General features: G+C 47.5%; 14 protein-coding genes. 12 read left to right on the forward strand and 2 right to left on the reverse strand.

Translation table 11 applies throughout. From position 1 onward, the window contains the following. The first annotated feature begins 43 nt into the window (after positions 1 to 43). The 5 genes from OXN25_06725 to OXN25_06745 are packed head-to-tail and all read left to right on the forward strand — an operon-like array spanning position 44 to position 4,134. Positions 44 to 370, forward strand: coding sequence for a hypothetical protein (locus tag OXN25_06725; GenBank protein ID MDE0424542.1), 327 nt, complete (start codon positions 44 to 46; stop codon positions 368 to 370). A 28-nt stretch (positions 371 to 398) separates the two neighbouring features. Then, positions 399 to 1,232, forward strand: a complete 834-nt coding sequence (locus OXN25_06730; protein MDE0424543.1) for a nucleotidyltransferase domain-containing protein — start codon at positions 399 to 401, stop codon at positions 1,230 to 1,232. Positions 1,233 to 1,292: 60 nt separating this feature from the next. Next, positions 1,293 to 1,985, forward strand: a complete 693-nt coding sequence (locus tag OXN25_06735) for a GNAT family protein (GenBank protein ID MDE0424544.1) — start codon at positions 1,293 to 1,295, stop codon at positions 1,983 to 1,985. Between the two features lie 15 nt (positions 1,986 to 2,000). Further along, a complete protein-coding gene (locus OXN25_06740) occupies positions 2,001 to 2,798 on the forward strand; it encodes a sugar phosphate isomerase/epimerase (GenBank protein ID MDE0424545.1) in 798 nt (265 codons plus the stop codon). 13 nt (positions 2,799 to 2,811) lie between these two features. Continuing rightward, on the forward strand, positions 2,812 to 4,134 hold the full coding sequence (locus OXN25_06745; protein MDE0424546.1) for an AAA family ATPase: 1,323 nt from the start codon (positions 2,812 to 2,814) through the stop codon (positions 4,132 to 4,134). A gap of 24 nt (positions 4,135 to 4,158) precedes the next feature. Here the strand turns inward: OXN25_06745 and OXN25_06750 are convergent, their stop codons facing one another. Then, complete coding sequence (locus OXN25_06750) at positions 4,159 to 5,775, reverse strand: gamma-glutamyltransferase (protein ID MDE0424547.1); 1,617 nt, start codon at positions 5,773 to 5,775, stop codon at positions 4,159 to 4,161. A 367-nt stretch (positions 5,776 to 6,142) separates the two neighbouring features. On the opposite strand from OXN25_06750, the gene OXN25_06755 reads away from it, so the two are divergent. The 7 genes from OXN25_06755 (at position 6,143) to OXN25_06785 (ending at position 12,848) form a co-directional block, all read left to right on the forward strand. Then, on the forward strand, positions 6,143 to 7,129 hold the full coding sequence (locus tag OXN25_06755) for a P1 family peptidase (protein ID MDE0424548.1): 987 nt from the start codon (positions 6,143 to 6,145) through the stop codon (positions 7,127 to 7,129). A gap of 46 nt (positions 7,130 to 7,175) precedes the next feature. Then, positions 7,176 to 8,240 (forward strand): tartrate dehydrogenase, encoded by a 1,065-nt coding sequence (locus tag OXN25_06760; GenBank protein ID MDE0424549.1) that lies wholly within the window; start codon positions 7,176 to 7,178, stop codon positions 8,238 to 8,240. 95 nt (positions 8,241 to 8,335) lie between these two features. Continuing rightward, positions 8,336 to 9,334, forward strand: a complete 999-nt coding sequence (locus OXN25_06765; GenBank protein MDE0424550.1) for a DUF4037 domain-containing protein — start codon at positions 8,336 to 8,338, stop codon at positions 9,332 to 9,334. 28 nt (positions 9,335 to 9,362) lie between these two features. Then, complete coding sequence (locus tag OXN25_06770) at positions 9,363 to 10,223, forward strand: GNAT family N-acetyltransferase (protein ID MDE0424551.1); 861 nt, start codon at positions 9,363 to 9,365, stop codon at positions 10,221 to 10,223. A gap of 4 nt (positions 10,224 to 10,227) precedes the next feature. Continuing rightward, positions 10,228 to 11,022: a methyltransferase domain-containing protein gene (locus OXN25_06775; protein MDE0424552.1), complete on the forward strand. Its 795-nt coding sequence runs from the start codon at positions 10,228 to 10,230 to the stop codon at positions 11,020 to 11,022. A gap of 56 nt (positions 11,023 to 11,078) precedes the next feature. Continuing rightward, positions 11,079 to 11,951, forward strand: a complete 873-nt coding sequence (locus OXN25_06780; GenBank protein MDE0424553.1) for a phosphotransferase — start codon at positions 11,079 to 11,081, stop codon at positions 11,949 to 11,951. Between the two features lie 207 nt (positions 11,952 to 12,158). Then, positions 12,159 to 12,848, forward strand: a complete 690-nt coding sequence (locus OXN25_06785; GenBank protein ID MDE0424554.1) for an ankyrin repeat domain-containing protein — start codon at positions 12,159 to 12,161, stop codon at positions 12,846 to 12,848. A 10-nt stretch (positions 12,849 to 12,858) separates the two neighbouring features. Here the strand turns inward: OXN25_06785 and OXN25_06790 are convergent, their stop codons facing one another. After that, entirely contained in the window at positions 12,859 to 14,976 is a 2,118-nt protein-coding gene (locus tag OXN25_06790) for a hypothetical protein (protein MDE0424555.1), read from the reverse strand. Positions 14,977 to 15,554: the final 578 nt, after the last annotated feature.

The raw sequence follows: 15,554 nt of genomic DNA on the forward strand, positions 1-15,554 counted from the left end.
TGTTGATGCCGTTGGGTTTGCTGCATACCAACTTTGGATGCAGATGTTGCAGAAGGGCGATGTGGATATAGGGTTTACAGAGCATGCAGCGTGGATATTATGGGAAATGCGAGAGAATGCTGCGGCATATCTCCGTGAAATCACCCACCGCTTTCCAGAAGCATCAAGCCGTGTGCTATCCGATGCGGCGACGTTTTATGAGGCGGAAATCGAAGCCGTTGTGAAACTTGTAAACATCTGCAAAGAATACGAAAATTTTACGAAAGCCACGAGGCGAGAAGCGGTAGCGGCACTCGATGCTGCCTTGGATGCTGAGAAAAAAGCGATTGGAAAAATTGAGGTAGCTTTGGTAACTCTGCCGAAAAATTAAAATGAAAACCTTTCAGGGAGGTGTCCAAATGAACGAAGACATCCGTTTCAGTCAGGAGGATCAACAGTTCGTTGATCGCGCCATGGATTTTTGCCAACAAATGGGTGAGCGTGCCGTCCTCATGCTGATAGGGAGTCGTGCCGCTGGTTTCACCGATGGATGGTCGGATCTTGACCTATGTATCATTGGTGATAAGCGTCACCTTTCCGATGAAGATCGGGAAACTTATGAGCAAAGTTGGCAGCTTTTCGTTGATCGAGGTGATTTTGAGGCACACTGGTCGTTTTACGATGAAAGTGACCTACGGGCGTGGTTGGAGACGGGTCCAGATGAGATGATGTGGGTTATTGCGACTTCACAAACTCTCTACGGTTGTTCAAGTACTGCTGAAGAACTCAAGCATCGCTATTGTGTATATCCACCAGCGATCGCGGAGCGCAAGTTAAAGTGGATGTTCGGCAAGTATTATTTTTCACAGCGCGGTCCTTTGGCTATGGCAGCCCGAAATAAGGTGGAAACGGCATTTGTTGCGGTTGGAAACGTCATCGAGTACCTCTGTAAAGTGTGTTGTGTCGCCGACAGACAACCGTTTCCCTATGAAAAATGGGTAGTTGAAGTAGCTAAACAGACACGATTGGGCGCAATGGTGTATCCATCAATTCAACGCGCTGTGAATGGTATTGGAGACTTCCTCGACCCGCCAGCCGACCAGAATTGGCGGGACTGGACACCGGTGAAAGAATTACGCGGGACATTGCCGATTGTTCAAAGCGGGTTGAAGGAACTCGGTTGGATTGGCGATTGGATTGACGATCCGAATGCAGTTTACTTCGATGAGACAGCGAGACGACCCGCACCCTGAGCGTCAACAGAAAATACGAATACACCCGTCGCAAAATAACTAAAACAGAAAGAAATTACTATGACACAATCGTCTCTTGAAGTTGGAAATATCGTCGAATCTATTGCGCATGTTGATGTGCCTCAAAAAGCAGACTATGAAGGTAAATTTATTACACTATCGCCAATCAATCCACAAACCGATGTTGCGGAACTCTATGGATGCTCTCACGGATCGGATGTAAAGGAACAGATATGGACCTACATGAGTTACGGTCCTTTTGACGATGAGCACAGCATGCAAACGTGGCTTGAGGACGGAGCCGAATCGCAGGATCCACTCTTCTTTACCGTCCACCATCTTGAATCGAAGCAACGGGTCGGTATGGTGAGTTTTCTCAACATCGTTTCAGATATGCGGCGACTGGAACTCGGACATATATGGTATTCACCGGATTCTCAGAGATCAAACGTGAACACGGAAGCCATGTATCTAATGCTCTGTGAGGCTTTTCATAGACTCAAATACCGCCGAGTTGAATGGAAATGTGATTCCCTAAATGAACGTTCCCGGGCAGCGGCACTGCGACTCGGTTTTAAGTTTGAGGGTATCTTCAGACAGCATATAATCGTAAAAGGTCGAAACAGAGACACTGCGTGGTATTCAATGTTGGACAGTGAGTGGGCTGCTATTAAGAAGAACATGGAGATGTGGTTGTATCAGAATCCAGACCGGCAGTTATCCTTAACGGCACTCAATAGCAGCAAATCTTAACTAAGGAGTATATTCATGGGAAAATTCAGACTCGCTTGCCATCTCATCCAGTTTAGAGGTGAACAGCGGGATAATCCAGAAAAAGTATTGCGTGAAGTCGCCGATGCAGGTTGGGACGGAGTCGAAGGTTTAGGAATTGAAAGTTCCGATCAACTCGTTGAAATGGCAACCCTTGCCCGTAGCCTCGGTCTTCATATCGTTAATGCCGGTGGTGCTGGACTTGATAGAGTCCGTTTCAACATTGTTTTGGGTAATGATGCCGCCGAAGTGCCGTCGTTGAGACGTTCAGAATGGGGTGGACCCGATCCAAGCGATGCCGATTTCGAGAATGCCGCACGAACGTTAGATGAGATGCTCGCTTTCTGTGATGCACACAACATCAAAGGCTTCCATCACGCACATCTCGGTACTTTGCTGGAAACCGTTGATGATGCCGAACGACTCTTGGCAGCAGCACCGAGTCTCTGGTTGCTATTTGATACAGGACATATACTCGCTGCGGGAAGCGATCCAATGCAGGTTTTTGAAAGCGAGAATTTGCGAAATCGGATTGGGCATGTCCATCTCAAAGACTGTCACGCCGACGATCCGGAAACTTGGGATTATCGGACGCAACGTTTTGGTGAGCAGGCACGTTTTGCTGAACTCGGTGGGGGAAACTTGGGACTTGATGTTAAAGCCGCATTGGAAGGACTCGAAACTGTCGGTTATGATGGATGGGTCTCTGTGGAACTTGATCGTCCGTATCCGCCGCGTCCACCCGCCGAAGCTGCAAAGGTTAACCGAGATTATCTACGGAATCTGGGGTATTGAATGGAGGCATCCTATGCTGAAGCGAATCAAAATTCAAGGATACAAATCACTCTTGGATCTTGAGTTAAACCTCAAACCTCTTTCCGTGTTTGTCGGTCCCAACGCTTCGGGAAAAAGCAATTTCCTTGATGCTTTGCAACTTCTGTCCAGGATAACGACCTGTCAAACCTTAGAAAACGCATTTGAACCTCCGTACCGAGGGCATCCGCTGGAATCGTTCACTTTCGGAGACGGAGGTATCAAGAGTCTCCTTGAAAAGGAGATTGTGTCGTTTCGTATAGAGGTGGACGTTCAACTTTCCACCGCCGTTATTGAAGGGGTCAATCAGCGTATTCAGAAAATAAGGGAGACAGCAGCGAAAAATACAAAAGACGGAAATAAACCTGCTGCAGACCGACTGCCGCCCGTGCGCGAGAAAGATTTGCGGTATCGGATTGAGATTGAAATGCTCCCCAAGCAAGGAATTTTGCGCGTGGCGGACGAATATCTCGCAGCATTAACCGACGAGGGGCAGCCAAAACAGAGTAGGAAGCCTTTCTTAGAACGAATGGAAAATCGGTTGCATTTACGGATGGAGGGACAGGCACATCCACTCTACTATGAACGTTATCTTAACTACAGCATCCTTTCGAGATCGCACTATCCACCGCACTACCCCCATTTGGCTGCAATGCAGCGAGAGTTGGCAAACTGGCTGACCTTCTACCTTGAACCGAGAGAACAAATGCGACTCCCAAATCCCGTCAAGGCAGTTCACGATATAGGGCCAATGGGAGAGGATCTCGCCGCCTTTCTCAACACCTTGAAGGCTCTTAATAAGGCACAATTTGAATCCGTCGAGAAATCGCTTCATACCATGATCCCCTCTATAACGGGAATTGAGGTCAGTGTCAACGAATTAGGTGAGATCGAATTGGATCTATGTGAAGGTGAAAAACGCATTTCTGCCCGCCTCTTATCGGAAGGCACCCTCCGAATTCTGGGACTTTTAGCACTCATGGGTGCCGAAGACCCACCAACATTGATAGGATTTGAGGAACCCGAAAATGGCGTTCACCCTCGCAGAATTCAGCGCATTGCCCGATTCCTGGAAACGCGTACGACACTTGAAGATACACAATTTATTGTGACAACGCATTCATCGCTTCTACCCGATCTCGTTCCTCCCGAATCTTTATATGTATGTCGTAAGGTTGAGGGGAACACAGAAATTGAACCTTTCAATATGATGCATGTCGGACCCCTATGGAAAAAGTCAGAAATTGAGGTAGCATTGGACGACGAAGACGCATTATCCCCTTCCGAACGCATCTTGCGCGGGGATTTTGATGCATAAAGTCAGGCTATTTTCGCTCTCGTTTTACCCCAATCCTGCAGCATGCCTACCAGTCGCTGGATCTCCGGCAGCATAGAACATTCCGTCCGCTTTATTGATATAGAGCATAACAGGGACTGCAATAGCACCGCTGTGTGCCCTGACTTGATGTCCACGTCTCGCAAGTTCTTCACATACATCTTCACCTACACTCTCACTGATGGTCAATGAACCCGCTTGTCCAAAGGTCTCTGATCGGTTCGGGTTCGGGTCAAACGAATTTTCGTGATGTGCTGTGGCAAAACGCGGTGCCGTGACAGCAGCTTCCGGTAGCATATCGAACTCAACGAAATCGAGCAGCAAATTCATCGTCGCTTGGTCTTGCAAGTCTCCACCCGCAACACTGATTGCTAAAATCGGAGATCCGTCTTTAAGCACCAGTGTAGGTGTAAGCGTAATTCTCGGACGCTTTCCGGGTTGGATACAGTTCGGGTGTCCCGGCGTTGTATTGAGACTCCGCAGACGGTTGCCATAACTGACACCCGTCGGGCCGACTGTGCCACCTGCGTGATAGACGTTTGCACTCGGCGTAGCAGAAACGACATTTCCCCATCGGTCGGCAACGACGCAGGTCGTTGTTCCACCGACACCCGGTCTGAAAACACCGTCCGCTTTTAGCGGTTCCATATTGTCTACGTCGCCGGGTCGTGCTTCGAGTGAGGCTTTTTGCATATCAATGAGAGGTCGGCGGATTTCGGTATAAGCATCGGAAAGCAGGGCTGATAACGGGACATCCACAAATTCTGGGTCGGCGTAGTACGCATCCCGATCCGCCATCGCCAGTTTGAGTGCTTCTGTGACCACATGCACGTAGTCTGCTGAGAAGTGTCCCATCGCTTTGAGATCGAAGCCTTCTAATAACCGCAGTGCCTGACAGAGATAGGGACCTTGCGTCCACGGACCGCACTTGTACACCGTATAGCCTTGATATTCTACCGATACGGGATCTTCAACAAGCGTAACATGCGCAGCGAGGTCTCGCTTACGAAGGAAGCCACCCTTGTCAATGTAAAAGCCTTCTAATGCATCGGCAATATCGGTATTAACGCCGTTCCGTCCGTAGAACCGATCGCTTGCGGCCTGGACTTTTTCCTCACGACTCCCGGATGTTTTCCGTTCTTCTTCGACCATCCTACGGAGGGTGACCGCCAAATCAGAGTGCCAGTCTGCCTCACCAGCATCCAGTAGTGCGAGTGTGGGACCCACGATGTCCTCAAATGTTTTTGTGCCATACAATTTGAGCGTTGTCGTGCAGAGGTCCACAACCGACGGCACAGGTGCCATTTTGATGTCACCGTTCGGGATCCCGTTTTCCATGTACCAATCGATAGCATCTTGTGAAAGCGGTGCGCGTCCCTGTCCAGAGAGCGATTTCACTTCCTGTTTTCCTGCGTCATAGATAAGGAGCGGCACCTCACCACCAATAGAACAGGCACCGTGGTCTGTAACGTTAAGGGCAAGAATCGTTCCGGCTGCTGCATCTGCTGCATTACCGCCTGCTTCCAGAATCTCAATCCCTGCTGCGACAGCTCCCGCACCACCGGCTGCAACGGCTCCTGTTTTACTGACTGCGTTCCAGCCAATTTCTTGCGTATTTGACATTGATTTTCTCTCCTCTATCATCGGAAGTTATTCTGATTTTCTAATGCCGTTCTCTGCGTTAGAGCATAGCACAATATTTTATCTCGTGCAACATCTAAAGGGGCGTAAAGTTTTTGACACCAAACCGCTAAGTGTTAATCTCTAACTGGCAATACATTAATAGGACTTGACACACACCACCGATTAGGCTTAAACTTTAACAGAAATTCAGAAGGCTCGCTGCGTGAGGATTAAAATGTTTAAGGACGTGCCGACCCAAAATCGAATAATAAAAATTAACCATTTCTCTCTGCTAATCACTATGGTGCTGTTGGCTTCTGCTGTGTTAGCAAATGAGAGCCAGGACACATCACAAAGGAATCCAAAAATGGTAGACAATCCAGAGCCTGTAACGAACGATAATGCACACCTCGTACCTAAAACTACATTTGAAGGTCCTGTTCTTGAATTTGACTTCCCATCTCTGCATATAGGTGTCGCGGAGTATGAGGAAGGACCTACAGGATGCACTGTGTTCTATTTTCCTAACGAGGCAAAATCTGTCGTTGATATTCGGGGCGGAATGCCTGGAACCATTCAAGGTATCGCTGCTGCAGATGGTGGTGTCAGTGCTATCTGTTTTGCGGGTGGTTCTCTTTACGGTTTAGAGGCTGCAACCGGGGTATCTGCTGAGATATTCGCGCAGAGCCGTTATTCAGGTATCTATGACGTACGTGGGGCTATCATCTATGATTTCTTCCGAGATAACTGGATCTATCCCGATAAAGCGTTGGGTCGCGCAGCTTTACGTACGGCGAAGTCGGGTGTTTTTCCGCTCGGTGCCAGAGGCGCAGGTCGTTCCGCGACTTGTGGGAAATGGCTATTGAAACCTTTCCAAAGCGAAAGTGCGGGGCAGGGTGGGGCTTTCCACCAAACCGGACCCACAAAGGTTGCGGTATTTAGTGTCGTCAATTCGCTCGGAGCCGTTATGAATCGCCAAGGCGAAGTCGTTAGAGGGCATTACAACCCGCAAACGGGCAAAAGGCATACACTCAAGGATGTTGTGAATTTGCCTCCCGCCGATGATAGTAAAGCGAATCCGTCAGTGGGCAATACGACTTTAACCTTGGTGGTTACCAATCAGAAACTCAACATCGACGAGCTCCGCCAATTGGCTAAACATGTTCACAGTTCAATGACACGGGCGATTTATCCATTTCATACCAGTGCTGATGGTGATGTCTTATATGCTGTGACAACAGATGAGGTGGACAATCCGGATATCAATCACTTCGTCTTAAGTCATATCGCTTCCGAGTTGGCGTGGGATGCTGTCTTGAACTGTTTCGAGAAAGACAAACCAGAGAGCCCTTGAGTTGAAATCAGCGAAAAGGCAAAATAGGAATCATAGAAAGGGAAATATGGCTGAATATAAGATTGCGATAATTCGGGGTGATGGAATCGGGATTGAAGTGATCGAGGAGGGTCTCAAGGTCCTCAACGCTATCGCCGATAGGTATGACATCAAATGGGACTTTGTGGAGTTTCCTTGGGGCTCCGACTACTATTTCGAGCATGGGTACATGATGCCAGCAGATGCCCTTGATACCCTTGCAGCGTTCGACCAGATTTATCTTGGCGCAGTCGGACACCCCGACATCCAAGACCACATTGCGCTCAATGGACTTCTGCTGCCAATCCGACGTAGATTCGATCAGTACGTCTGTGAACGACCCAGTGTCCTCTACCCCGGCATTAACACACCACTGAAAAACAAAGAGGCTTGGGATATTGATTTCGTAGTGATAAGAGAGAACACAGAAGGCGAGTATGCCAACGTCGGTGGTTTTCAGTACCAAGGGTTTCCTGAAGAGATCGGTGTGCAGGTTGGGATATTTACGCGCCACGGCTGCGAGCGCATTATCGCTTATGCCTTCGAGCAGGCGCAAGCACGAAATAAGAAGCGCAAAGTTACTTCAATCACCAAGTCAAACGCGCAAGGTTACGGCATGATTGTATGGGATACAGCCTTCGAGCGGGTCGCTGCAAAGTATCCCGATATAGAGACAGAATCGCTGCTCGTTGATGCAGCGTGTATGGATTTCGTACGGAGACCGGAGGACTTTGATGTGGTCGTCGCGAGTAACCTATTCGGGGATATTCTCACCGACATCGGCGCGATTATCACCGGCAGCATGGGACTGGCACCGAGCGGCAATATCGACCCACAACGCCGATTTCCCTCAATGTTCGAGCCGGTTCACGGGAGCGCGCCAGACATCATGGGGATGGGCATCGCGAATCCGCTGGCGGCAATTATCTCTGGTGCGATGATGTTGCGGTTCATGGGTGAAGAAGCAGCAGCGGAAACGATAGATGCAGCTGTACTGAAGGTCGTCGAGGAAGGCAAAACCCTCCCATCCGACCTTGGTGGTCAAGCCAAAACCTCGCAGGTCGGTGATGCTGTGGTGAATGCGCTGGATTGAGGTTGAAACCTTGCCAGTGGTTCATCAGTATACTTTACAATTTTGCGTAAGGTCATTAAAAAAATAAAACCGTCGTATTATCTAAGAGGTGGCTGATGAAGGAACAAGACCCTTCGCAACTCAATCCTAAAAACTATGAGTTACCGCTGAAGGGGCACGTATACTGTCAAATTTTATTTGATGAAGTCTTTCTACCCATCTTAAAAGAAAGCTTTCCGGATGTCCTGCCCCGTCTCAGTGCTGGAGTCATCGGATTAGGATCTGATGTTCTTGGTGCCGATGACGAACTGTCACGCGATCATGACTGGGGACCAAACAAGTGCCAACTACTGTTATCGGCACAGGATATCGCGGAATATGGTTCTTCTATTTCTCAGGCTCTGGAAGCGGCTATTCCAGATACGTTTTTAGGAATTGACACTACCAAATTGCAACCTCGGACGATACAGATAAGCACTATCGACGCAGTCTATCGTGATTTTCACGAATCTGCCTACCCGCCGGTGACGATCGAGGAATGGGCTGCCGCTGATGACAACAACCTCTACTACGCGTCGTCTGGTTTTGTGCTCTATGACCCTTCTAACGCCCTCAGCGAACGCATATCCGCTTTCCAAAAGGCATACTACCCTGCAGACATCTGGAGGTGGAAGGTCGCAAGTGATCTATGGGGAATTTGGCACAATGGCGACTACAATTCGAGCTATCGTTTAGCGAAACGCGGTGATGGTATAGGTTTACTCATCGGACAAGGAGCTTTTGTCGAATGCACGTTAAGACTTTTGTGTCTACTCAATAAACGTTTTCCAGTATATTGGAAATGGCTGCACTGGCAGGCACAAAGTCTCCCGAAATGGGTAGACATTATAGGACCGTCTCTCAAGAAACTCGAATCAGCAAACAATCATAAAGCGCGCGGCGAGATCATCCACAACATCTGTCAATCAATTCGGGAGATTCTTTACAAAATGGATTTACTTCCCGATACAGAATGGCGCAATTTCATGGGCAGCCAAGTAGTTGCCCTGCAAATCGAATCGGCTCAGGTGAAAGAGTTGATTCGGGAAGAAGAGCCCCATTTGTATGTATGGTAACTGAAATGACGAAAGGAAACGAGAAACGGTGATCGAAATACGGTCCCACCCCCACGCAAGCGAACTTATTTCACTTTCAGGTATCTATCTGGAACAAAATGAGTGTGAAAACAATCTGCCGATCGGTTTAGCCTATAGACTCGCTGAAGACCCATACTACTACACCTCTGAGTTACCCGTTTTATTAAGTATTTTGGAACAAGGGCAAGTCGTGGGAGTCGCAGTAATGACACCACCTAAGCGAATCATCTTAAGCAGAATTGACACGGATATCCAAGCTGCTGCAATTCATCTTGTGCGTCACCTGCGTAAAATTAACATTCAAATACCGGGGGTTGTTGGACCAGCAACAGAAGCCCAAGCCTTTGCTGATGGTTGGATTGAAGGCAGGTCTGGCGTATCGGTGAGGCTCAGCAAGCGCATGCGTGTATTTGAAGCGAGAACCGTCGCGGATCTCCCGCTTTCACCGGGACAGATGCGTTTCGCACGTCCAGACGATGATCCGCTCATGGCGCGATGGATTGTCGGTCTGTCGGAAGCGATAGGGGAACCCGTCAGTCTTGAGAGTGCTAAAAGTCGCACTGAGAAACTTATCACGGATCAACAACTATACGTATGGGATAACGAGGGTCCCGTGTCTATTGCTGGCGTGTCCCGTCCAATGAGAAACGGAACAACAATCGGTCTCGTGTACACGCCACCTGAGCACCGCGGTAAAGGATACGCGACTTCGTGCGTTTTGTTGCTAACAAAGAAACTCCTTTCGGATGGCTATTCCTTTTGCAGCCTATATACCGATTTATCAAACCCGACTTCCAATAGCATCTACACCAAAATCGGTTATGTGCCTATAGGGGATGCGTTGGAATTGGATTTTTTGCCCATCTAAAAATATGGAAATCACAAGACCTCGACAATACTGGGACGATTACGCCTCCCGATTCAAGCACCGAAGTTTGGCAGAAACTTATGAGCTGCGACCCCCGTATCCAGAGGAGATATATCAGATACTCCTCAATTTGCTCGGGGAATCGCGGGGAAAAGTTCTTGATGTCGGATGTGGTACTGGAAAGATAGCACGAGCACTCGTCAATCACGTAGACGGCGTTGATGCGGTTGACTTCTCACAAGAGATGATCCGAGTCGGGAAGTTACTCGTTAATGGAGATCATCCCAACCTCCGATGGATTCGTGGCCCTGCTGAGACAGTGAAGTTATATCCACCCTACAATATGATAACGGCAGGAGCCAGTATTCATTGGATGGAGTGGCGCGTAGTTTTCCCAAGGTTCAAGGAAGTGCTGACAGCAGATGGTTATCTCGTCATCATTGATGGAGACCGTCCTGTTAGATCGCCTTGGGGGGATGCAGAACTTTCACTCATTCACAAGTATTCCACCAACAGACACCATGAACAAATTGACTTGATTCAAGAACTCGTGGATAGAGAACATCTACACGTGATTGGCGATAAGCGGACAACACCGGTCGGTTTCTCCCAACCGCTTTCAGACTATGTTCAGTCTTTTCATTCGAGAGAAAGCATGTCCAAAGAACACATGGGTAAAGAAAACGTCAGAGCATTTAATGCAGAACTATCGCATGTATTATCTGATTTTGTTGATGATGAAGGATGCCTCAGTTTCCAATTAGAAGCAAGAGTTACTTGGGGGAAACCATTGGCATGAAACAAGGGATTACTCGTCCACCTAACATATTGGCTTGATACTGATAATGGAAGAATATGCTCCAACTGACTGAGAAAAACTACCACGCAGCAATTATTGAAAACTTCCCACAGTTGCCGATTGAAACATGGGAGCCACTCTACGAAGGTTGGGCGAATCGAACGTTTCTGGTCAACCAGCGGATAGTTTTTCGCTTCCCTAAACATCAGGTTGCAGCGCGCGGCTTGGTACGTGAGATGCGTTTACTAACCGAACTTGCCCCTACTGTTCCCTTGCCTATTCCGCAGTATCTCTACCACGGGCAACCCACGCAATATTATCCATTCGTGTTTGGTGGATATGCCTTTATTAACGGAACGCCACTGAATCAGTGTTCACCGCAAGTCCAATCAGCAACGTGGTGGCAACCGCCGTTAGGAGATTTTCTCACCGCGCTGCATCGTTTTCCTATAGACCGTGTGCAACACTTATTTGAATCCGATGTTTATACGACATCACAGACGTGGCAGGAAGGGATAACCAAGATGTGGGGAAAAATACGAACCTGCATCTTTCCAAGGCTTACTCACCGACAGCAAGAAGAAATTACTACCTATTTCGAGCAGGTAATGGCAAATCCCTCTATCTTTTCCTTCACCCCCGTTTTTATTCACCAAGACTTTTATTCACACAACATTCTGGTTGATGTCGATACGGAAACCGTTACTGGGATTATTGATTGGGGATCTTGCACAGTTGGTGATCCGGCAGAAGATGTTGGCGGTTTGACTGCTTACTACGATGGCATTATTGACGATGGATGGCATTCTCGCTGCGCTTTTTACCGCCGGACCGCCCCATTTCCGGATTTACTCTATGTTCTCGAACACAATCAACAGGAAAAAGTAGCGTCAATCATGGGAAAGATTGACGCGTTATGGACACCATGAGTCAACTCACACGATTTCGATAGATCAGGCGAAAGATGGACACCTCACATTTATAGTGAATCCTATAATTGTTTGGACACTCCTATCGTAGCGCAAACTGTTAGTTTGCGGGTCCTCCAGCCTTCAGTTTGTGCTACAAGTGTTCACATATTTTTCGACTTTACGATATTGTTGGAAACACAATTAACCTAACAGAGGAGAATAGATATGCAACTCGGTTCAATTCATGACGCTGCAGCAAGCGGCGACCTCGATTTAGTGAAGAAAATCGTTGAGCAGGAACCGCTGTCAGTTAATCAGGACGATCAATACGAATGGCGTCCTATATTTCATGCCGGATTAAGACGGCATTATGATGTTGTGAAATATCTAATAGACGCTGGTGCTGATTTGGCAGCGCATGATGGCTATGTGATTCACTATGCCGGAGAAGTACCGGACAATAAGGAAGTCGTATCACTGCTCGTTGCGTATGGAGGTTTGGATGCGCATGCCAAACCATTGAGTGAAACGGCACGTCAGTTCATATACGCCGTTTTCTTAGCCAATGTGAAGCGCGTCAGTGCAATGCTTCGGGACAACGCAAAGTTAGTTCAAGAGCGTTACGCTCGTGGCGATACAGCTTTACACCACGCGACTCGAAACGGGGACTTGGAAATTGTAGAACAGTTAGTCAGTAGTGGTGCGGATGTCAATGTAACATCAGAGCATGGACATTTTCCACTATACTGCGCAGCCGGTCATGGGCATGTAGAAACGACACGGTATCTTGTAGAATATGGCGCAGATTTGAAAGCGAGACTCTCCGATGGCAAAACAGTTGTTGAGTGGCTAAAACAATTCGCGGATCACGACCGTCGCTTGAAATTTTGTCTGGATGTATTGGAGAGATATTGATTGCTCTCGTTCAATTTTGGCGCGGCAGCGCACTGTTCGATTGAATCGTAAAACCGCTCCAAACCCATCTTTGGTACCTGCTTTTTTTGTGGGTATATATCACTTGCGTTAAATGTTCATCTGTAATCGTGATGTTGTAACGTCCATCAATCGTCTCGTTTCCAACAGGAACCCGCAATCGCTGAATCTGCTTCTCGCCATTCGCGATAAGGTTTATCTCTAACGGTTCAGCTCTATCCGCTTCGTCTACTATATTTGTGCTGAAATAGCATGTCACTTCGTAGGTGCCATTCGGAAGCGCGACTCGGAAAACTGCGTCTTCTTGCCCCAAAATGCTATCTGTATAAGGTTGTGCAACCGCCAATTTGTTTTGTGATTCTTCACGCTCCGACACCGTTAGCCAACCGTATTTCCCATCAGTGTAAGTTGTATCTACATACACAGGAATGTGTCCCGGTGCTGTCCGACCCTCTTCGGGCTGCATGTCAAAGGAGACAACGGTGCCGCCCCCCCAAATCTCTGGATCGGGGGACGCGCGCTTGCGGCGATAGAGTCGGTTGTAGTCGTTGGAATCGATGAGGTCATATTCCTCTTCCAGACCGCTGACATCGCCGTATTCCGTCCGCCAGATGATAGCATAGTCAGCAGGAAATTTCTGATCCCTATCCTCTTCCTTATACTGTAGCGGAAAATGGTCGGTATCCGCCTCGTAGTTGTCGAGGTAGGCGATGCCTTTATGCACTGCCAATAAACACTCAAGGTGACCGAAGGGTTCAACGTATTTCGGTTCAAAACCGAGCGAATCTGAAAAACCACCCCATTCCCCCGGTTCACTCATCAGAATCGTATGCTTTTCGTCCATACCCTCCAACGAGAGCGCATTGGCGATGTCGCGGTTCAACAGACGATAGGTGTGAACGTGGTAACCGAGATGCCATAAGGATAGCGCGATGATAAGTCCTGCGACCGCGTAGTTTGTATATCTATGCAGGTTGACGGCAAAGAATGGAATCAGGATAAGGAATATGTACAGATGGAACCGATCGTTTATCCAACCGCCACTGTAACCCGACCAAGGGACTATGAAAAACATCGCAGTGATAACGACTGACATGATTAGAAACCCATCCATCTGTGTCACAGCACGCGTCCAGAGCCGTTCGCCGGTCTCTTTCCATGCCTCTGATGCTCGGAATTGATACCACTGCCAGATTCTATTGATAACTGTGAGTACAAGGACAATGGCAAAAAAGACCAGCAGCACGCGTCCGATGAGCACTTGATCGTCGTGGAAAGAGACCAAGGATTTCATGCCGAAGAAGTAGTCCATTACCCATTCAAAGCCTTTATGGTTGCTGTTACCTCCGTGGTTGTTGGTCAGATAGAAGTAGTAGGAGAATAGGATAAAGTAAGCAGGTGTAAGGCTACCTATGAAGGTCAGTGTAGGTTTATGTCTCCCTATACCTTCCTTAAGTCTGTGCATGAGTGGCTCTGATGTCTCCTGATTACCCCATACCCGATGTAACACATCATAAGCCGATAAGAAGAGAGGAAAGAACGTCAATGACATGATAAGCAACGCATAAGAGTGATAATGCGTCAGATAGGTCACCAACGACAATAGGTATATGACAATGATGTTTGTCAGCCGAAGTTTATCTTTCACTCTCCACCAGTAGCCCATCGTAAAGAAAAACAGGGACATACTGAGGACAAAGTTGTAAAAACCCATGTGGAGCAGGTAGTTGTAGGCAAAGATAAACCCAAGCAGGCCGAAGACTATATTTCTCTTTGCGATACTATTGAGAAAATAAAAGAGGGAGAGCGGAAGGAGACCGATGCAGAGCGTCAGCACAATCTTTTCACAAACAAGGGGCGGGAAAACGTACAACAACACGAGTAACAGCGCGTGGGATGTCCAATTCGGAAAGATGGTCGCGTTGAGTTCATAGACTTCACGGAGTCGATAGTTTTCGTGATTATGATACTCCTTCACCACATAAGAGTTGTAGATATGACTCGCACCATCCTGCGTTGGGAAATACTTGAAACCCCAGACCGGCAGAAGGTGCAGCACCATCAACACAATGATTGTAATGTATCCAATAGACAATTGACCGACTTTCATTATCCGTTTCACCTCATCAGCGCGTGTACGTGTGATCTTTCCAATACTGCTTAAGCCTTATTCTAATGAATTTTCCTTTTTGTTGCAACACACAAAATGTTACACACCAAAGTCGTTCAGTTTTCGCTGTCCAAATTCGCTGGTTTGTAGTAGGGTAATTTATTGCCTGTTCCTGGCAAGTTAAAATTGAGCAACTATGGACACATATATCTTTTGATGAACTTTTTAAAAATATATCGATAATACTACAAAGAAAGTTATCTGTCAAAGAGGTAATCGTAATCTTGTAAATCCTGTAAATTCTGATTCAGACAATCAATAAGTGCCAACTAATACCAATTCTAATTGATAATTCCTCTTAAAAGGTTGGCTATTTTTCAGCACTGCTCGGTGCGGTTAGAAACCGCACCTACTGGGTGTGACGTGAGTGGGTTCGGTTAATGCGAGATAAACTTTTAGAAATGGTATAACTACCCTATATTAAACTTGCTATCTATCCCAAATTGTGATAGACTACTCTCAAGATTGATATGTATAATATTGAAAGATGACTATCTACCACAGCTTAGGTATTCCCA

The organism is Candidatus Poribacteria bacterium, assembly GCA_028820845.1.
Taxonomy (GTDB): Bacteria; Poribacteria; WGA-4E; order WGA-4E; family WGA-3G; genus WGA-3G.